General features: G+C 39.9%; 22 protein-coding genes. 20 read left to right on the top strand and 2 right to left on the bottom strand.

Features of this window, described 5'->3' with window-relative positions; translation table 11 throughout:
- Nucleotides 1-62: 62 nt before the first annotated feature.
- Nucleotides 63-1019, bottom strand: a complete 957-nt coding sequence (locus IGJ95_RS08740; protein ID WP_023519887.1) for an iron-hydroxamate ABC transporter substrate-binding protein — start codon at nucleotides 1017-1019, stop codon at nucleotides 63-65.
- 165 nt (nucleotides 1020-1184) lie between these two features.
- Between IGJ95_RS08740 and IGJ95_RS08735 the strand changes: the two genes are divergently transcribed.
- From IGJ95_RS08735 to IGJ95_RS08675, 13 genes are all read left to right on the top strand, one after another.
- Nucleotides 1185-1985: an ABC transporter ATP-binding protein gene (locus IGJ95_RS08735; protein ID WP_023519886.1), complete on the top strand. Its 801-nt coding sequence runs from the start codon at nucleotides 1185-1187 to the stop codon at nucleotides 1983-1985.
- The gene (locus IGJ95_RS08730; protein WP_062805058.1) at nucleotides 1985-2974 is read left to right on the top strand and encodes a FecCD family ABC transporter permease; all 990 of its coding nucleotides are present in this window, start codon (nucleotides 1985-1987) and stop codon (nucleotides 2972-2974) included. Before IGJ95_RS08735 ends, IGJ95_RS08730 begins: the two co-directional genes overlap by 1 nt.
- Nucleotides 2971-3975, top strand: coding sequence for a FecCD family ABC transporter permease (locus tag IGJ95_RS08725; protein WP_010735137.1), 1005 nt, complete (start codon nucleotides 2971-2973; stop codon nucleotides 3973-3975). The genes IGJ95_RS08730 and IGJ95_RS08725 overlap by 4 nt, the downstream gene beginning before the upstream one ends.
- A gap of 208 nt (nucleotides 3976-4183) precedes the next feature.
- The gene (locus IGJ95_RS08720) at nucleotides 4184-4465 is read left to right on the top strand and encodes a TIGR04197 family type VII secretion effector (protein ID WP_153829739.1); all 282 of its coding nucleotides are present in this window, start codon (nucleotides 4184-4186) and stop codon (nucleotides 4463-4465) included.
- Between the two features lie 72 nt (nucleotides 4466-4537).
- Nucleotides 4538-4813 carry a DUF3958 family protein gene (locus tag IGJ95_RS08715; RefSeq protein ID WP_267463339.1) on the top strand — a complete coding sequence of 92 codons (276 nt, stop codon included), beginning with the start codon at nucleotides 4538-4540 and terminating at the stop codon, nucleotides 4811-4813.
- Complete coding sequence (locus tag IGJ95_RS08710) at nucleotides 4810-6339, top strand: hypothetical protein (RefSeq protein WP_010735140.1); 1530 nt, start codon at nucleotides 4810-4812, stop codon at nucleotides 6337-6339. Before IGJ95_RS08715 ends, IGJ95_RS08710 begins: the two co-directional genes overlap by 4 nt.
- A gap of 5 nt (nucleotides 6340-6344) precedes the next feature.
- Nucleotides 6345-6701 (top strand): hypothetical protein, encoded by a 357-nt coding sequence (locus IGJ95_RS08705; protein WP_010735141.1) that lies wholly within the window; start codon nucleotides 6345-6347, stop codon nucleotides 6699-6701.
- A gap of 360 nt (nucleotides 6702-7061) precedes the next feature.
- Nucleotides 7062-7613 carry a 5-formyltetrahydrofolate cyclo-ligase gene (locus IGJ95_RS08700; protein WP_153829740.1) on the top strand — a complete coding sequence of 184 codons (552 nt, stop codon included), beginning with the start codon at nucleotides 7062-7064 and terminating at the stop codon, nucleotides 7611-7613.
- Nucleotides 7614-7631: 18 nt separating this feature from the next.
- Nucleotides 7632-8336: a rhomboid family intramembrane serine protease gene (locus tag IGJ95_RS08695; protein ID WP_010735143.1), complete on the top strand. Its 705-nt coding sequence runs from the start codon at nucleotides 7632-7634 to the stop codon at nucleotides 8334-8336.
- 19 nt (nucleotides 8337-8355) lie between these two features.
- Nucleotides 8356-8565: a YqgQ family protein gene (locus tag IGJ95_RS08690; RefSeq protein ID WP_010735144.1), complete on the top strand. Its 210-nt coding sequence runs from the start codon at nucleotides 8356-8358 to the stop codon at nucleotides 8563-8565.
- Between the two features lie 2 nt (nucleotides 8566-8567).
- Nucleotides 8568-9533, top strand: a complete 966-nt coding sequence (locus IGJ95_RS08685) for an ROK family glucokinase (RefSeq protein ID WP_019723942.1) — start codon at nucleotides 8568-8570, stop codon at nucleotides 9531-9533.
- 14 nt (nucleotides 9534-9547) lie between these two features.
- The gene (locus tag IGJ95_RS08680; protein ID WP_010735146.1) at nucleotides 9548-9943 is read left to right on the top strand and encodes a rhodanese-like domain-containing protein; all 396 of its coding nucleotides are present in this window, start codon (nucleotides 9548-9550) and stop codon (nucleotides 9941-9943) included.
- A 333-nt stretch (nucleotides 9944-10276) separates the two neighbouring features.
- The gene (locus IGJ95_RS08675; protein ID WP_153829742.1) at nucleotides 10277-12079 is read left to right on the top strand and encodes an FAD/NAD(P)-binding protein; all 1803 of its coding nucleotides are present in this window, start codon (nucleotides 10277-10279) and stop codon (nucleotides 12077-12079) included.
- Nucleotides 12080-12450: 371 nt separating this feature from the next.
- On the opposite strand, the gene IGJ95_RS08670 is transcribed toward IGJ95_RS08675, so the two are convergent.
- Nucleotides 12451-12618 carry a DUF3042 family protein gene (locus IGJ95_RS08670; protein WP_010735150.1) on the bottom strand — a complete coding sequence of 56 codons (168 nt, stop codon included), beginning with the start codon at nucleotides 12616-12618 and terminating at the stop codon, nucleotides 12451-12453.
- A gap of 246 nt (nucleotides 12619-12864) precedes the next feature.
- On the opposite strand from IGJ95_RS08670, the gene galE reads away from it, so the two are divergent.
- The 7 genes from galE to tsaD all read left to right on the top strand — a co-directional run bounded on the left by galE (nucleotide 12865) and on the right by tsaD (nucleotide 19274).
- A complete protein-coding gene (gene galE, locus IGJ95_RS08665; protein ID WP_010735151.1) occupies nucleotides 12865-13854 on the top strand; it encodes a UDP-glucose 4-epimerase GalE in 990 nt (329 codons plus the stop codon).
- Between the two features lie 10 nt (nucleotides 13855-13864).
- Nucleotides 13865-15349: a UDP-glucose--hexose-1-phosphate uridylyltransferase gene (gene galT / locus IGJ95_RS08660; RefSeq protein WP_438726805.1), complete on the top strand. Its 1485-nt coding sequence runs from the start codon at nucleotides 13865-13867 to the stop codon at nucleotides 15347-15349.
- Between the two features lie 29 nt (nucleotides 15350-15378).
- Nucleotides 15379-16374 carry a LacI family DNA-binding transcriptional regulator gene (locus IGJ95_RS08655; protein WP_010735153.1) on the top strand — a complete coding sequence of 332 codons (996 nt, stop codon included), beginning with the start codon at nucleotides 15379-15381 and terminating at the stop codon, nucleotides 16372-16374.
- Between the two features lie 134 nt (nucleotides 16375-16508).
- A complete protein-coding gene (gene tsaB, locus IGJ95_RS08650; RefSeq protein WP_153829881.1) occupies nucleotides 16509-17231 on the top strand; it encodes a tRNA (adenosine(37)-N6)-threonylcarbamoyltransferase complex dimerization subunit type 1 TsaB in 723 nt (240 codons plus the stop codon).
- Nucleotides 17215-17757, top strand: coding sequence for a ribosomal protein S18-alanine N-acetyltransferase (rimI, locus tag IGJ95_RS08645; protein ID WP_023519872.1), 543 nt, complete (start codon nucleotides 17215-17217; stop codon nucleotides 17755-17757). The genes tsaB and rimI (IGJ95_RS08645) overlap by 17 nt, the downstream gene beginning before the upstream one ends.
- A 6-nt stretch (nucleotides 17758-17763) precedes the next feature.
- Nucleotides 17764-18234 (top strand): ribosomal protein S18-alanine N-acetyltransferase, encoded by a 471-nt coding sequence (gene rimI, locus IGJ95_RS08640; RefSeq protein WP_010735156.1) that lies wholly within the window; start codon nucleotides 17764-17766, stop codon nucleotides 18232-18234.
- Entirely contained in the window at nucleotides 18231-19274 is a 1044-nt protein-coding gene (tsaD, locus tag IGJ95_RS08635) for a tRNA (adenosine(37)-N6)-threonylcarbamoyltransferase complex transferase subunit TsaD (protein WP_375148465.1), read from the top strand. Before rimI (IGJ95_RS08640) ends, tsaD begins: the two co-directional genes overlap by 4 nt.
- The last annotated feature ends 169 nt before the right edge of the window (nucleotides 19275-19443 follow it).

Here is a 19443-nt window from a genome sequence, read left to right as displayed (position 1 = left end):
CAGCTAGCACATGGAACACTTCTTTTATTTACAGCGCAAGCCAAATTGTGGTTTTCACGTTTTTACTTTAGCTCGCCTTTGATATCATCGATCATTTGACGACTAGCGATTGGTCCATTATATAACCAGCTAGAAGTTGGACCAAATTCGAACACTTGACCCGCTTTGACTGCTTTCAAATTTTGCCAAGTGGGTTCGTTGAACATCGCTGCTTGTTCATCACTATTGACTAAGATGATGTAGTCTGCGTCTAATTCAGCTAATTTTTCTGATGAAACAGCTGACCAATCAGAGGTTGCCTCTTTTGATACTTCTTCTACTAAAGATGGCACACCAAATTGTAGATCTTCATAAACGATGCGACCGCTTGAACGATTCTGGCTGACCATAAAGGCAGAGTTGTTCGTGACCCATAAGACAGCCGCTGTTTTCCCATCGATCTGATCACTCAATTCTTCTCGTGTTTCTTTCGCGTAATCTTGATAATCTTGAATGATTTCCTCTGCTTTGTCCTCTTTATTCAATACTTTGCCAATGTCTTGCAACTGTTCTTCCCATGTGACATCGGTACCATTTTTAACAACATAGGTTGGAGCAATTTTACTATATTGCTCGTATTTACCACCTTCAACAGTGGCTGAAGAAGAAATCAATAATAAATCAGGTTCAAAACTTAACACATTTTCATAGGGTAGATCATAGGAGATAGTTGGGACATCTTTCAGATCATCTTGTAAATAATCTTGGATCGAACCACTGCCGACTGTCCATTGAGCAACCGGGGTTTCACCTAACGCAACAAGATAATCCTCTAAATAACTGCCGATGATCCGCTTTGGTTGGTTAGGTATTTCAACTGAATGTCCTAATGTATCTGTCAAGGTATGCGTACCATTATCAGCAGTAGTCGATGATGCGGTTGTCTCTTCGGTTGTAGATGAGCCTGGCGAGCAAGCGCTCAGTAATCCCACCAAAAGTAATGCACTAGAGATTGTGAATAGTTTATTTTTAAGTCTCATGTCTTTCCTCCAAACGTAATTGAGAATGTTTCTCAATTGCTATTATTCCCCAAGAAAAGGGCGCTGTCAACTCTTTTTACTAACGTAAATGACGAAATTTGTGCTTGACGAATTTGTGAAGTACCGTCATAATTGAGAATGATTTTCAATGAGAGGGGGAAGTATATGTCTAGATTAAATGCAGTTGAAATTACTACCGGTTACCCCAACAAAACGATAATTGAAAATTTGTCTGTCGCTATACCAGAAGGGAAAATCACCAGTTTGATTGGCCCGAACGGCAGTGGTAAGTCTACATTATTAAAAAGCTTTACCCGCATACTTCCTGTAAAAAACGGTAAAATATTAGTCAACGATCGTGACTTGACGACCTATCATTCGAAAGAACTAGCTCGGAAACTTGCCTTACTAGCCCAAACGAGTGAATACCCATTAGGAATGACAGTCGAAGAAGTCGTTTCTTACGGTAGATATCCTTATCAAAAACTATTCAGTGGCATGGATGATCAAGATCTGCAAGCCATTGAGTGGGCATTGACAGCGACGGATCTGATCTCGCTAAAAGATCGAGACTTAGCTAGTTTATCCGGAGGTCAAGCCCAACGAGTCTGGATTGCGATGGCGTTAGCTCAAGAAGCAGATATCTTGATTCTTGATGAACCGACAACTTTTTTAGATCCGGCGCATCAACTGGAAATCTTAGATCTGCTGAAAGAAATCAACCGAATGAAAAAAACAACGATTTTGATGTCGATCCATGACATCAATCATGCCTCCCGCTTTTCCGATTATTTAGTCGCAATGAAAGAAGGGCGATTAATTGTCAACGGGACTCCAGAACAAGTCATCACGAAAGAATGGATGAGAGAGATTTTTGAGATCGAAGCACAAATCGTTCAATTACCTGAAACAAATAAACCTGTCTTTTTAACATATGATCTCATCAAGAAACCGGAGGGAAAATGATGAGGAAAGGGAAAAAAATAAATATCCTATGGCTGCTTCTGTTATTGGCAATCCTTGTCTTCTTTTTTGCTTTGTATAATGGTGCTTCTGAAGTTAAAGGAAATGAAGTCTGGCAGGCGTTGTTCCATTTCGATCCAACTGATCAAGCCCAGCAGATCATACGTAATATCCGTCTGCCTCGGGTCATCGGAGCATTTATTGTGGGTAGCTGTTTCGCCCTCAGTGGCGCTTTGATGCAAGGGGTAACGCGAAACAACTTGGCAGATTCAGGATTGTTAGGGATCAATGCTGGTGCCTCGTTAGCCATGGCATTTAGCTTTGCTTTTTTACCTAAAGCTTCGCCGTTTTCAATTTTTCTGCTTTCATTACTTGGTTCGTTGATCGTGACGATGATCGTTCTAGGTTTTTTCAGTTTTTCAAAAATAGGACTTAGTACTATGCAGATGATTTTAGCCGGTGTGGCAATCAGTTCTTTTTTTACCGCAATCAGCCAAGCACTGACCCAGTTATTTAATCTACAACAAGATTTGACTTTTTGGTTTGTTGGCGGTGCGGCGAATATTACTTGGCAACAGTTACTCGTTCTTTCACCTATCTATCTAGTGGCGGTTATTGGCTCTTTTCTATTAGGGAAGTCGATCTCCCTGATCCATTTGAGTGAATCGCATGCGATCGCCTTAGGAGGACATCCACAGCGCACACGGGTACTGGTTTTCATCTTTGTTTCGATCTTAGCAGCGTTAGCTGTTTCTTTAGTTGGGCCCGTCTCTTTTATTGGTTTGATGGTTCCACCTGTTGTTCGTGGCTTTGTCGGTACGGATTATCGGTATGTCTTGCCAGCTTCATTTATCGCTGGGGGGATCTTAGTTATGTTAGCAGATTTTGTGGCACGCATGGTCAATCCACCATTTGAAACACCTTTTGGCTTAGTCATTTCCTTGATTGGTGTCCCTTTTTTATTGGTACAAGTTAGGAGGGAACGCGTGTGAAAAAAATATATTGGGGGATTGGCCTGTTACTATTTTTATGGTTTGTGACTGCGGGAATCAGTTTAATGATCGGTACACCGTTTCTTTATATTGATCAATTGATCGATGTCGCACTTGGTAGAGGAACACAGGTCCAACAATTGGTTCTGACAGAATTTCGCTTGCCACGCCTATTGATCAGTTTATTCGCAGGTACCTGTCTAGGAATCGCAGGCTATCTTTTGCAAGGAGTAACTAGAAACCCATTAGCTGATTCAAGTATTCTAGGTATCAACTCCGGCGCAGGATTTTTTGTGATGCTATACTTAGGTTTTTTTACTAGCCATGCGTCACCTTTCTTGTTGCTTTTCGTTGCCTTTTTAGGCGGCACGCTTGCTGCATGTCTAGTCTATTTTGTTGCCTATCAGCGTTCTGGACAAGTAGCGATGAATCGCTTGCTCCTTTCAGGTATCGCTGTGAATGCGGGCTTTTCTGCGGCAATGCTTTTAAGTACGATAAAAATCTCAAAAGAAAATTATGGCTTTGTGAACGCTTGGTTAGCAGGTTCAATCTGGGGGGCTAGTTGGCCTTATGTCACTGCCTTTTTGCCATGGGTACTTATTCTGATCCCTTTAGCGTTTTTCTATAGTCGCAGGATTGGTCTTTTATCCTTTGGCCCAGAACGTGCGCAAAGCTTAGGGTTGAACGTGTCACGAAGTCAGTCAGTTTTATTACTGCTTGCAGTTGGTTTAGCCTGTGGCAGTGTTGCTGTGGCAGGCAGCTTGTCCTTTGTGGGTTTACTCGCACCGCATGCTGCCAAAATCATTGTACGTAAAGAAAATCAGTGGACACTCCTATTCAGTGGTTTGTTCGGAGGATTATTTGTCAATATTGCTGATATTCTTGCGCGCATCATTTTACCAGATGGAGAAGTTCCTACAGGGATCTTGATTGCCGTCTTGGGCGCACCGTATTTTCTTTATTTATTATTTTATATTCAAAAGAAACAACTATCTGTCTAGGATAAGACCAGAATGTTGGGATCGGGAAACACTGAAGGAGATTTTGTCTTCAGTGTTTTTTTACATTGAACAATACTTTCAACAATCAGATAGGAGATAAAGTAACGATGCCTATCTAATGGGATTTTAACCCACTAGTTGATTATATATTGTTATAATATAATATGTAAGCGTTCTATTCGACATATATAAACTGAGGAGGAGATCTATGGTCACATTCAGCAGTAATTTTCAACAAGCCCAACAGTCCACTTCAAGAATCACCAGTGCAACCACCCCTTTAAACCAAGCATTATCGCTTCAAAATGACACACGCACCACGCTAATTGGCAATCAAGACATTCAAAGTAGCATAACGTCCGCCAAAAACTTAGCCAATCAAATTGCCTCAGCTATCTCAGGCGCTGCTAATCAATTGCAAACTGCTGCTCAAGGTTTTTCTACACTAGACACTCAATTAAGTCGAGATCTTTTCAAGGAGAGACGCTAATGAATCAATGGACAAATCTTGATACCGAGGAAACGTTGCTGCAAGCAAAAAAGAGAAGAACAGGAAAAGAAAATGAAACAACTTGATGCCTGCCGTTCAGATTACCAGAATCACTTTAAAGAAATCGGAAACTTCTTATTTCAATTACAATTGTCTTACCAGAAATCGAATATCTTTACGTCCATCGAAACATTCACCTCGGAGTTTTCACATCAAAGTAGGCGATTGATGAATGGCTTTGATGAATGCCAACATCACGAAATGATCCAACAACAAAGAATCACGAATAAACTCGAAGAAATTGCTTTTGAGAAAAGAAAAATCATGTCGGAGGAACAAAACCTATGAGTATCGACATGTACCTAAACGACTCCTTAACACAAGCTACGAGCGCCAGTCACTTCTGCCAAAAACAAGTCACTGATTACCAAAATCTCCAACAAGCCATCACTCAATTCACTTTACAAACGCCCAATCTCCAAGGGAAAACCTACGACGCTGCGAAAGCCTATTTTTCCCAAGTACTATACCCACTCGTGCAAGGAGGAATCTTACTCTCCGAAGCGGTCGAAAAAGTAGCAAAACGATTTCCACAACAGTACATAGAACAAGTCGACTCCATTAGCTTGAAACAATCCGAATTAGAAGCGCAAATTCGTCAAATGAATCAATATATCATCCAAGCCGAGGGAATACGGCAACTGCTTCTTTCACCACATATGCCAGAAGAACACCAAGGCTTTCAACTCAATCAGAATACGTTGTTACTCATGATGTATCATGACTTGAAACACAAACTGGAAGAAAAACTCCAAAAACTCTTAGCTTACAATCAAAGTTCCGCCCAATTTTTTACAGAAATCAAAAGTATCGAACAAGCAGTCAATCAAGGACTCGCTCAAACAAAAACAGCTTGGAACAGTCAAAAAAAATCATTCTCTATCCCGAAAGATTTGTCGTGGACAACCACGATCCAAGACAAATGGCAACATGCAGAAAACGAGAAAAAAGGCATCGATCCAACTAAAAATAAAGAACTAGAAAAGTACAACGTCTATGCTCTCATTATTCACGATAGCGAGGTCAACCCACGTGTCTTTTGGAAAATCGAAGACAAGCAATCAGGCTACGGCATCGTGAACCCCGAGCTGTATCAATATGTCACGAAAGTAGGTCACTACTTAGAACCTGAGCTGATCCAATTTATGACGTACGATACCTACCAAGAGAAAGTCAATGCAGCATGGCGTCAAGGCGTCAATTACGAAACCGGCGAAAAACTAGACCCACTTTTAGGCAGTATCGTCTCTACCTCGCAATACGTCAAAGACGGCTACACATGGATCAACGAATCCGAACTCGGCCAAGCCCTGATGATCTTAGGCTTTACTTATGCATCTTACAAAGTATTGACGACTACTGGTGTGAAGCAGGTGGAAAATGCTAAGATTGAGGAGGTGGGTGGTGGAAATATACCAAAGCTATCCACGCTAACTGAAGCAGAGAAACTTAAAATTGCAAATCAATATAAGAAAACAGCACCTATAGATATTCCTGATAACGTAAAAATTAATGCCAAGACAATGAATGCTGGTTATGAACAGATTACTTATAAGTGGAATGATGGTGAATTTAAGTATGAAGTGAGGTGGCATACAAGAACTCCAGGAGCACCTGTTGAACAGGGCAATACATGGGTCATCCAAAGAATACTACCTGGAAATGGAGGGAACAAGCCCCAAAATTTTTTCAAAATTGGTGATAATGAATGGGTAGAAGCGTATAAATGGTATGATGCTATAAATGCAAGAAAAAAAGGAAATGCTACTACAGAACAAATTATAATTTTGGAAAAAGGTCATTGGAAGGAGTGAATGGTATGATTGACAATAAGTTTTATGAAGGTTTCGAAGGAGAAGCAGAGCTTTCTTTTATAGCTGATGGCAATAAACTTATAATTTGGAACGGGTATTTTGATACAATTTTAGATAACTTATTAGATTGTAATTTAGAAAAAAAGGGGATTTTGAAAGAATACTTTCATCATGAGGGATGGTATGATGATTCACCGTGGTTAATCAAAGATAAATCCCTTATTATTGAACAATTAAAATGTTTTAATATCAACAAAATAAATCAAACCTCAATGAAAGATAGCTTGGAAGAAGTAGTTCAAGCAATTGTTTTATTTTTAGAACACAATTACTTAAGTAAAATCTATATCAACTACGAATAATAAAAGATAGAAATTATAGATGGTAAAAAGTCTCTATTCATGAATTGTTAAGTTGAAAATTGAAAAACAAATATAAACAAAAAAATCATTCGCATCACTAGTTTTCATCTAGTCTGTGAATGATTTTTCTTCTGTCGTATACATCAAGAAAGAGTAACCTTTATTCATCGATTCCACATAAACTATAATGCTTTTCAGTGTTATCTAACGAATGAATGATTGACGATTGTTAACATCAAATGGGGATAGATCGATGTCCTAACTAAAATTAGACAGAACAAATCCAAAAATCTAAAAAGTTAAATTGCTATTTTCTCCGTTTTCCGCTACCATTTTAACAGAAGGTAGGCAGGTGATTATTTGGGACACGAAAAGCAGAAAAAAGACCAGCTCCGTCAATTTGGCATTAATGAACTTAAAAAAATTGCTGCAAGTGGCTACAAAAAAGAAAAAGAACAAAAAATCTATAAGCAATTGTTTGCAACCGAGTATTGGAAGCAGGCGCAAGTCATCGGTATAACTCTTTCAAATGAATTTGAAATAGATACACGACCGTTGATCGAACAAGCGAGAGCCTCAGGGAAAATCGTTGTGATCCCCAAAACATTGCCAAAACGTCAAATGGCATTTTATGAGTTCTCTGAGAACACAGTTTTAGAACGTTCAAGTTTTGGTGTGTTAGAACCTGTTTCAACGCATTTTTATGAGGCAACGATGATCGATTTATTGATCGTCCCAGGAATCATCTTTCATCCAGATGGGTACAGAATCGGCTTTGGTGGAGGGTATTATGATCGCTATCTGAAAGAGTATTCGCATCAAACGTGCAGCTTGACTTTCAAAGAGATGATTCATAATGATTGGGAACCAGAAGACTTTGATAAGAAAATCCAACATTTATTGAACGACTAAAAAAACAAGGGGGTATATATGAAAGTAAATCGGCAGCAACAATTCAAATTAAAATCTTGGCTCGATGGGCCATTTTTAACACAGATATTTTTAGTGATCCAAACAATCATCTTTTTCGCAATGGAGGTATTACCTGGTAATAGCGTGGCTTTTGGACTAGGCATGTCTGGCCAGCATATTGCCTACCTACATGAATGGTGGCGTTTGATCACACCAATATTTATCCATTTTGGGATGATGCATTTTGTACTGAACTCTGTCGTTTTGTATTTTATGGGTTCACAAATCGAAACGGTATACGGTCATTGGCGCTTTTTCTTGATTTATTTACTTAGTGGTATCATGGGAAATGTGACCAGTTTTGCCTTCAATGAAATGAACGTATTATCTGGTGGGGCAAGTACATCACTTTTTGGTTTATTTGGTGCGTTATTTGTTCTAGGTATTCATTACAAAAATGATTATGTGGTGAAACAGCTTGTACGCCGTTACATGATATTCATTGTTTTTTCTTTTATATTCGGTATATCAGATACCTCAGTAGATATCTGGGGACATGTTGGTGGCTTGATCGGAGGTTTCCTGATAGGGAATCTATTAGGATTACCAAATCGATCCAATGATTACTCGATCCATCATCGTATTATATCGTCGATCGTTTTTCTCTTTCTTTTTATAATATGTGTTTTAGTGGGTTTAAAAAATTATGGAATACTTGTATAATGTGAAGGAAGTGCTTTAAATGGAAAGCTTATACGACGTACAACAGCTATTCAAGAGATTTGGTATCTTTATTTATGTGGGAGCACGGATTTATGATATTGAATTGATGACGATCGAATTACGCAAGCTTTATGATAATCATTTGATCGATCACGAAACATATATGACTGCGTGGCACATCTTAAAAAGAGAACACCGAATCGAAGAGAGCAGAAAGAAAGGAATTTGATCATGGACAAAAAAATTATTGGGATTGATTTAGGTGGAACAACAGCAAAATTTGCGATCTTGACACCTGACGGAGAAATTCAACAGAAATGGAGTATCGATACCAATATTTTGGATGATGGCAAACACATTATTCCTGAAATCATTGAATCTATCAATCATCGTCTGAACTTATACGGTATGAAAGCGGAAGATTTCATCGGTATCGGTATGGGGACACCAGGAACAGTCGACAGCGAAGCTGGTACAGTGATTGGTGCGTACAATTTAAATTGGCGCGAGCTTCAATTTGTCAAAAAAATGATTGAAGAAGGAACGGGCATCAAATTTGCCATCGATAATGACGCCAATGTCGCAGCATTAGGCGAACGTTGGAAAGGTGCAGGCGAAAATGATCCTGATGTCGTATTCATCACTCTAGGTACAGGTGTTGGTGGCGGTATTGTGGCGGATGGTCATTTACTTCATGGGGTGACTGGAGCCGCTGGAGAAGTAGGACACATTACGATCGATCCAAATGGATTCGAATGTACTTGTGGCAAACGTGGCTGTTTAGAAACTGTCTCAAGTGCGACAGGTGTCGTTCGAGTGGCCCGTCATTTGGCAGAAGAATATGCCGGTGATTCACGCTTGAAAGCGATGCTTGATAATGGTGAAGAAGTAACAAGTAAAGATGTTTTTGAATTAGCAGAAGCAGATGATCCATTTGGTTTGATGGTGGTCGATCGTGTCTGTCTATATCTAGGACTAGCTTGCGGGAATTTAGGAAACACGTTGAATCCATCAAGTATTGTCATCGGTGGAGGCGTATCAGCTGCGGGAGAATTTTTACGCAGTCGTGTGGAGAAATACTTCAAAGAATTTACCTTCCCACAAGTGAGAGAATCAACAAAAATCAAATTAGCTGAATTAGGAAATGAAGCAGGCGTTATCGGTGCTGCCTCATTAGCCTTGAAATATGCTGAATAAAGTGGAGGCACGACATGGTTTTATGGATTATTAACATCATTTTATTACTGATCATCTTAGCTATCGTATTTTGGGAAGTTTACTTACGAGTAATGGCTAAACGTTCTGCAACAATGCTTGAAGAAGAAGAATTTCGTGAAGGAATGCGTCGTGCACAAGTCATCGATGTTCGTGAAAAAGATGTCTTTGATGCGGGTCATATTTTAGGCGCTAGAAATATTCCTTATACAGTACTAAAAAATTCACTTGGTTCGATTCGTAAAGACCAACCGGTTTATATTTATGATCAAAAGAAAAGTTTGAGTATTCGTACAGCTAACCAACTGCGTAAAGCAGGTTACCAAGATATCTATATCTTAAAAGGCGGCTATGATGGTTGGTCAGGTAAAATCAAAAGTAAAAAAATCTAACGAGGAGTCTTGTACTTCTTATGTCACCTTAGTAGCAACAAGAATAAGAGTGGTTATTCGCTCTTTTTTCTTGTTGTTTTTTCTTATTGCAGAAAAATTATGCTATGATGGAATGAGAGAATATGACAAAGGTAGTCATCACAAAATATTTTCCTAAATTCGTTTTTTTGATTTACGGATGTTATTTGGAAATCAGTTGGTCACAAAATAAAGAACATGAAGAACTGTTGCTCCTCAGTGAGTTAGCCAAGTAAATCATTGTAGCGTGTATTGAGTGGAATCAAGAGAAAAGATGCGTGACAATCAAGCAAATACATATAGGTAGGTGGATAGATGAGAATTGGGATCATCGGGGCAGGACCTCGTGGACTTAGCATGTTAGAGCGTTTACTCTATAATCAACAACAAGAAGATATTGAGATCCTCCTTTTTGATCCAAGTGGGATCGGTGGCAAGGTTTGGCGAGTCGATCAGCCAAAAGAAGTACTGATGAATTCATTGGCGTCACAAGTGACGATGTTTACGGATGAGACATTAAGTAGTGGAGGCGTGGTCGCTAACGGAGTGAATCTTTATCAATGGGCGAAAGAATTTGCCCCTTCTTATCTTAGTCAGACAACTATCAAAGAAAAAGAAGCGTTTTTGTGTGAAGCAGCTAATTTATTAGAAAATCAACCAACAAGTCGTCGCTTCTTTGGCGTCTATCTCCAATGGTTTTACGCGCGCCTACAAGAACGATTTTCTGATCGTTTCGATTATATACAAGAATTAGTTATCGAAGCCACCAAGAAAGAGAAACAATTCATTCTGCGAACTAAAGAAGAAGCCTATGTGGTGGATCAACTGATCCTAGCAACGGGTCATTGGGAACATGAACAAACGTCAGAAGAAAGCCAATTAAGTGAGTATGCGGCTGAGCATCACTTATTTTACCAAGGACCAGCTAATCCAGCCGATGTTGATTTATCGATGATTCCTGCCCAAGAACCGGTGTTTATTCGGGGGTTAGGACTCTGTTTTTTTGATTATATTGGTTTGTTGACACAACAACGAGGCGGTCGCTTTGAAGAATTGGAAGGTCGATTGGTTTATCGTCCGTCGGGAGAAGAGCCAGTCGTCTATTGCGGCTCTCGGCGAGGCTTACCTTACTATCCCCACGGACGCAACCAGAAAAAAGTTGGCGAGGTGGCACAACCAGTCATTCTGACGCAAGAACGATTAAATATGTATTATCGTACTAAAAAACTGACTGGGGAGGATTTTTTTACTGACTTAAAAAAAGATCTCGAATTGTTTTATTATAAAAAAGTGATCGAGGAACATGGGTTGTCGATTGCTCTCAGCGAATTTCAAGAAGTCTTTCTTGGGGCTACAGAAAAGGAATGGCTGCGAAAATATCCTGAATTATCAAGCCACTTGTGGTCATGGGACTTACTGGATCACTTGATCGACCACATGTTGCCGTATCAACAAATGAGTCGGAGGTATATCGAAGATCAAATCAATGAAGCGTTAAAAGGCAATGTGAGTGGTCCATTGATTGCGACGTTGGATGCATTGAAAGATTGGCGAAATATCGTGCATCAAGTGATGCTATGGGAAGTTTTTTCTGCAAAAGAATATAAAGAAATATTGTGGCAATGGTTCAATACGTTTGATGCGTTTTTTACTATTGGTCCGCCTTTACGAAGAACGCAGGAATTAGCAGCATTGATCGATGCAGGAATTTTCCATTTGGTGGAACCTCCTTTTACTGTTGTAGGAAAGGACAAGAGATTTCACCTGGAACCAGAAGGGCTTACAAGTAGCTATCTAATTGAGGCACGATTACCAAAAAATGACTTACGAACAACAAGAAATCCAGCCTTGATCAGTCTACGTGATGCCCAGATCCTTCAGCCATTCCAGTTGCATGATCCAAGTGGCGATTTCGTTTCTGGTGCGGTAGCAATCGAACGAGAAAATTCACGTGTGATCGATGCCCATGGAGAAGTACAAAACAATTTGTATTGTATCGGCATCCCAACTGAAGGGGTAGAATGGTTAACAGCCTCCGTTCCGAGACCCCATGTCGATTTTTGGAATCTTAGACAAATTGATCGTATCGCACAACTGATTTTAGCAGAAAAATCATAAAAAGAACGTTCCTTTAGGAGAGAGGGACATTAGTTCTCTCCCACCAACTAAAACCGAATAAACGGCGGGAACAGAAGTAACCTCTTGGGAAATAAGGCGTCATCCACAAAAATTTGAAGAACAATTTTCGTGGATGGCGCCTTATTTCTCGAGGCTAAACACTTCTGTCCTGACACTTGTAAGAAAGTTCTTTTTGGATAGCATGAGGGAGATAGTGGAAACACAACTGTGCTATTTGTCAGCTTCCATTTCTATCGTAACTTAAAAATGCGAGTTTTAGAAAAAACTCGGTAGAAACAAAAAAACCCAAAAAATTGAAGAACAACTTTGGGTTTTTTGTTTTTGAAGCTGAATGCTTCAATCACTAGCTCTTATCGTGATACACGTTTTCTCATTGCTTTTTTACGATTTTCTTCAATCATTGCTTCTTTTTCGTCGATTGGGTCGATGACTGTTTTCTTCACAGAAGTTACTAAACCAGCCACAGCTGCTACAGTAGCCAAGCTACCTACTAAGATACCTGATACAAATTTTTTCATAATGATTCACCTCATTTATCTATTTGACACTTCTATTATGAAGCAAAACAAGGAAAAACGCTAGTCTTTCGTTTTTTTATTTGAAACCCTTTACAATAAAATGTTGAAAAAATTTACTAAATGTTTTATTATAAATTTACTAAATAAAATGAAAGAAGGTTTTGTCAAAAAAAGTCCCTGTTTTCTGGTCATCACTTTTGTTAAAATAAATAACGAATATAATTATATGGATAAAGGAGTCTTAACATGACAATTTTAGTATTAGGCGGAGCAGGCTATATTGGTTCCCATGCCGTCGATCAATTAATTGAAAAGGGCTATGATGTAGCAGTCGTGGATAATCTTTTGACAGGCCATCGTCAAGCAGTTCATACTGATGCACGTTTTTATGAAGGCGATATTCGTGACAAAGAATTTTTACGTGGAGTTTTCCAAAAAGAAACAATTGAGGGCGTCTTGCACTTTGCAGCGAGCTCGTTAGTCGGTGAATCAGTTGAAAAACCCTTAGTCTACTTCAATAATAATGTTTATGGCATGCAAGTATTATTAGAAGTAATGCACGAGTTTGATGTGAAACGGATTGTCTTTTCTTCAACAGCTGCGACTTACGGTGAGCCAAAAGAATCGCCAATTACAGAGGGGTCACCAACGAATCCGAAAAATCCTTATGGCGAAAGTAAGTTGATGATGGAAAAAATGATGAAATGGTGTGACGAAGCATATGGCATGCGTTATGTGGCTTTACGCTATTTTAATGTAGCAGGAGCTAAGAATGATGCGTCGATCGGCGAAGATCATACGCCCGAAACTCATTTAGTGCCGATCATTTTACAAGTAGCTTTAGGCCAACGAGAGTCATTAGCAATCTATGGGGATAATTATGATACGCCAGACGGAACATGTATCAGAGATTACGTACAAGTAGAAGATCTGATTGCTGCGCATATTTTAGCTTTAGAATATTTAAAAGCTGGAAATGAAAGCAACTTCTTCAACTTGGGAAGTAACAAAGGTTATTCAGTCACAGAGATGCTAGAAGCAGCACGAGAAGTCACAGGCCGTGATATTCCTGCGAAAATCGCACCACGAAGAGCAGGTGATCCAAGTCGTTTAGTAGCGTCAAGTGAAAAAGCGAGAGCAATCCTTGGCTGGGCACCTGAATATACAGATGTGAAAGAAATCATCAAAACTGCTTGGGCATGGCATGAAAGCCATCCTAACGGGTATGAAAAGTAGGTGGAAGAAAATGACGATTAGTCAAACAATTGCAGATTTTGTCACACTAGCAATCGCGTCTGGTGGTTGGATGGAAATGGACCGTATCTACTTACAAAATCGTATTTTAGGTCTTATTGGCGAAGAAGCCGGCGACTCTTTTGAAGTACGTCCAGTGCAAGAAGAATCGGTCGATCTATTGGATCGTTTAGTTGAACAAGCAAAAGAAAATGGCTTGGTGACGGATGTAACAGCTGACCGAGAAATATTTGAGGCACAATTGATGGATTTCTTGACGCCACCACCTTCTGTTGTCAATGCTTTTTTTGCTCAACATTATTCAAAAAGTCCAGAAGAAGCAACGGATTATTTTTATCAGTTGAGCCGCAACAATGACTATATCAAAACACGAGCCATCGCAAAAAATATCGTGTATACTTATCCGTCTGAATATGGGGAGTTGGAAATCACGATCAATCTATCTAAACCTGAAAAAGAGCCAAAACAAATTGCTGCAGAAAGAAAAGCGATACAAGTCAATTACCCATCGTGTATGTTATGTATGGAAAATGAAGGGTACAAAGGAAGGTTGAATTACCCAGCACGAACCAATCATCGAATCATCCGAATGAACTTAGACGGAGAAAGTTGGGGATTTCAGTATTCGCCTTATGCCTACTACAATGAACACTCGATCATTTTATCAGAAGAACATCGACCAATGCGCATCACTAAAGAAACGTTTGCTCGGTTGTTGAAGATCACTGAAGTCTTACCACACTATTTCGTAGGTTCAAATGCTGATTTGCCGATCGTTGGTGGATCGATCCTTTCACATGACCATTATCAAGCTGGACGTCACGAATTTCCGATGGCAAAAGCGCCGATGGAGAAATTGTTCAAGCTAAGCGAGTATCCGCAGGTGATTGCAGGGATCGTCAAATGGCCGATGTCGGTGATCCGGTTACAGTCGCCCGATAAAGATTTATTAGTAGAAGCAGCAGATGCGGTCTTAAACAAATGGCAGAACTATTCAGATGAATCAGTATCAGTCATCGCCTATTCAGCAGATGGTACGCCACACCACACGATCACGCCGATTGCTCGTCGAAAAGATGATTACTTTGAAATCGACTTAGTATTGCGCGACAACAATGTGTCCGAAGAATATCCTGAAGGGATTTTCCATCCTCATCGTGATATCCAACATATCAAAAAAGAAAACATTGGCTTGATCGAAGTTATGGGGTTGGCTGTGTTGCCACCACGCTTAAAACCAGAATTGGAAGAAGTGAAGCAATATCTACTGGGTGAAGAAAATCAAGTCGCGGACTACCATCGTGAATGGGCAGAACAGCTAAAACAAGCAAATCCTGATTTGACTGAAGAGACTGCGACAGTTGTTATCCAAAATGCTGTTGGGCAAGTCTTCGCCAGAGTTTTAGAAGATGCCGGTGTCTTCAAACGGGACGAACAAGGAAGAGCTGCGTTCTTGCGCTTTACTGAAACATTATAAGCATCGGTCACTTACAGGAGGGGAAACGAATGGCCACAATCAAAGATATTGCTCAGTTGGCGGGAGTTTCTCCTGCCACTGTCTCAAGAGTGCTGAATTATGATGAGAAATTGTCAGTAGGAATGGAAACGAAACAAAAAATTTTTGAAGTAGCTGAACACTTGAATTATAAAAAACATCATAAGAATCTAGCCTCTGAAAAACAAACGATCAAATTGATCCAATGGTATGATACACAAGAAGAATTAGAAGATCTTTATTATCTTTCTATACGCTTAGGAATCGAAAAAAAAGCGGAAGAAGCGAATATTCGCCTGATCAAGGAAACATGGGATGCCATCAGTGAGCAATCTGCAGATGGAACGATTGCTTTAGGAAAGTTTGACGAAGAGCAATTGAAAGAATTGAAACGTACGCAAGAGAACCTTTTACTTGTCGATTCAGATGGCACAAGATTTGGCATCGATTCATTAGTCGTTGATTTTGAGTCGAGTCTTCGCTTAGTGATGGATCATTTCTTACAAGAAGAAGTCAAACAACTCGTGATGTTAGCCGGAAAAGAGTACACGAAGCAACACCGAACACCGGTGACTGATCCTAGAACGGCAATTTTTCAAAAACTGATCAGTGAAGAAAAGAACCTCACAGGAAAGATCATTGAAGCGGATTTTTCAGTGGAGGCAGGATATCAAGCTGTTCATGATTTTTTATTGCAAGAAAAGGAATTACCGGATGCGTTGTTTGCTGCGAATGATGCATTAGCAATTGGTGCATTGAAGGCAATCAAAGAAGCAGGATTGACTATTCCGCAAGATATCTCAGTGATTGGCTTCAATGATATCAGCGTGGCAAAGTATGTCTCACCACCCCTCTCTACAGTCAAAGTGTACACCGAATGGATGGGGGAGTTGGCAGTTGAGACATTGACCCAGTTAATCCATAGTACTGCACCGGTTGCAAGAAAAATCACGATCGCGACAGAACTAATTTTACGAGAATCAACAAAACAATCTACGATCAAATAGACGATTATCAACCTAAGTATAGGGGTGGAAATTTCGACAGCGGCGAGAGCCAAACTTGATTTTTCCTCCCCTTTTTTACCTCGAAGTATGCTACAATGATAAACGACATTAGAGTAGTAGAAGGGAACGGTCAAATGATTACATTAGGGATCGATACAGCAAATCAAACCTTAGCTGTTGGCGTATTGGAAGACGAAACAGTGTTAGGTCAAATCCAAATCAATAGAAAGAAAAATCATAGTCTGACGTTGATGCCAGCGTTGGATCAATTGATCTCAGATTGCCAACTCACACCAGAACAAATCGATCGAATTGCTGTGTCAAGTGGTCCAGGCTCTTATACAGGATTGAGAATCGGTGTCACAACTGCCAAGACATTAGCATATACTTTAAATAAAGAATTGGTTGGTGTTTCCAGTCTTGCTGTACTTGCAGCAAATTGCGTAGGAATCGAAGGAATCATTGTACCGATATTTGATGCGAGAAGAAAAAATGTTTATGCTGGTGCCTATCGCTGGCATCATGGAACATTAGAAAACGTTCTAGAGGACAGACATATTGCTTTCGTAGAATTAACCGAAAAATTAAAACAAATGGATGGATCGATCACTTTTGTCGGTAGCGATTGCCACAAATTCAACTCAGAAATCGCTGAATCAATACCTGATGCTAAGCGTAACTCCTTGCCACTTTGGGATATTCCTAGTGGAGTTGTCGTCGCGCAATTAGGGGCTTCAAGTAATCCGGTCAACGATATCCAAGCCTTTTTACCACGTTACTTAAAACGAGTGGAAGCAGAAGAAAAATGGTTGGAGACACATACGCCAGGAGAAGAAAGCTATGTTGAAAAAATTTAAAGCCTATCTACGGACCATGCTTCAAGAAAAAGCAGATTATCCAGAGAAAACGGTCACTGTAGGCGAAAAGCAATTTCAAATACGGGAACTGACAGTTGATGATGTCAAGGCGTTGTTAAGTATCGAACGGGAAGTTTATTTGGGGGAATTACCTTGGACAAAAAGTGCGTTCATCTCAGAGCTGACTTCCCCATTCATGACTTTATATTTAGGGATATTCGATCGAGAAGAATTATTCGGCTTTGTTGGATCCAGAGTATTAGGACTCGATTGCCATCTCACAAACATTGCGGTCAGTCCGAGTTACCAACGGCAGCGTGTCGGTACCTATTTAATCAACGAGATCGAGACATTCGCACGGATGAATCAATGCGAGACCATGTCATTAGAAGTACGGATCAGTAATCAGAATGCCCAACGCTTATACAGAAAACTAGGCTTCCAATCGAGAAAAGTAAAAAAAGGGTATTATACAGAAACGAATGAAGATGCCTTAGATATGGTAAAACTATTAAAAGAAGAGTGAAATAAAGTGATTGAAGAAAAAACAGCTTTCAATGATACAAAATTAGCCCAAGCGCTTTGGCAAGTCAGTGACGATGCTTTTTTAAATGGGTCACCTTGGACAAAAGATCAATTTTTGTCTGATATCCAACAACCACAAACCAATTATTTAGTCGTTCATCAAGCAGAGGAAATCATTGGCTTTATTGGATATGCCAAAGTACTTGATGAAGTAGAAGTGACGAATCTTGCAGTTCTGACTGCTGAACAACACAAAGGTGTAGCAAGACAATTATTACAAGAGATGCTGCAACGAGAAAAAGCTAACCAAGCGCATAGTGTTTTTTTAGAAGTACGACAGTCAAATATTGCTGCCCAACACCTTTACGAATCAGAAAAATTCCGCCAAGTAGGTAAACGAAAAGCCTACTATCATGATCCGGTCGAGGATGCGGTCATCATGTGTACAAAGCTAAAAACAGAGGTGATGAAACCATGAATGAAAAACAAACAGAATTGATTTTAGCAATTGAGTCAAGCTGTGATGAAACAAGCGTAGCGGTCGTGAAAGATGGGCAAGAAATCTTATCAAATATCGTTGCCTCTCAAATCAACAGCCATAAACGCTTTGGCGGGATCGTACCTGAAGTGGCCAGTCGCCATCATGTAGAGCAAATTACTTTATGTCTTGAAGAAGCGTTGGTGGAAGCAGGCGTGACCGCCGAACAACTTACCGCGGTTGCTGTCACAGAAGGACCAGGCCTTGTGGGGGCATTACTCATCGGTATTTCAGCAGCAAAGGCTTTTGCTTGGGCAAATCATCTGCCATTGATCCCTGTCAATCATATGGCAGGACATATTTACTCCGCCCGCTTCGAAAAAGCGTATGAATTTCCATTGATGGCGTTGTTGGTCAGTGGAGGGCACACGGAGTTAGTTTATATGGAAGAAGATGGCGCTTATGAGATCATCGGTGAAACAAGAGACGATGCCGCTGGAGAAGCCTACGACAAAGTAGGACGTGTTTTAGGATTGAGCTATCCAAGTGGAAAAGAAATCGATGAATTAGCCCATCAAGGGAAAGATGCCTACCACTTTCCTCGGGCAATGCTTCGCGAAGATAACTATGATTTTAGTTTCAGTGGCTTAAAAAGTGCATTTATCAATTTAGTCCACAACGCGGAGCAACGAGGGGAAGAATTAGATCGAGCAGACCTTGCTGCGAGTTTTCAAGCCAGTGTTGTCGAAGTCTTGGTAACAAAAACGATACGTGCTTGCAAAATTTATCCGGTGAAGCAATTAATCCTTGCAGGCGGTGTTGCTGCTAATCAAGGACTAAGAGAAAGTTTGAGAAAAAATTTAGCCACAGAATTACCTGAATTGGAACTGATCGTACCACCATTACGTCTTTGTGGGGACAATGCGGCAATGATCGGAGCCGCTGCATCTGTCGAATGGCGAAAAGAGCATCTTGCTGATTATCGACTGAATGCAGAACCAGGTTTAGTGTTAGGTGAGTCCTTGGAAAATGTCAGGTAAATCACCTGACATTTAACCTAGATATTCGCAAACAAAAAGATTATATGAATATAATCTATGCTGTGGTAAAAATTGCTAGGGAATGGGAATCTTATCCTTTTTTATACACTTAATATCAACATGGCTGATAGGCCCAAAAAAACATAAATTTACTTAGGTTATATAAATT

Source organism: Enterococcus sp. AZ156, from assembly GCF_051714165.1.
GTDB classification, from domain to species: domain Bacteria; phylum Bacillota; class Bacilli; order Lactobacillales; family Enterococcaceae; genus Enterococcus_B; species Enterococcus_B pernyi.
The sequence above is the reverse complement of the archived record's forward strand: the minus strand, read 5'-3'. Positions and strand labels throughout refer to the sequence as shown.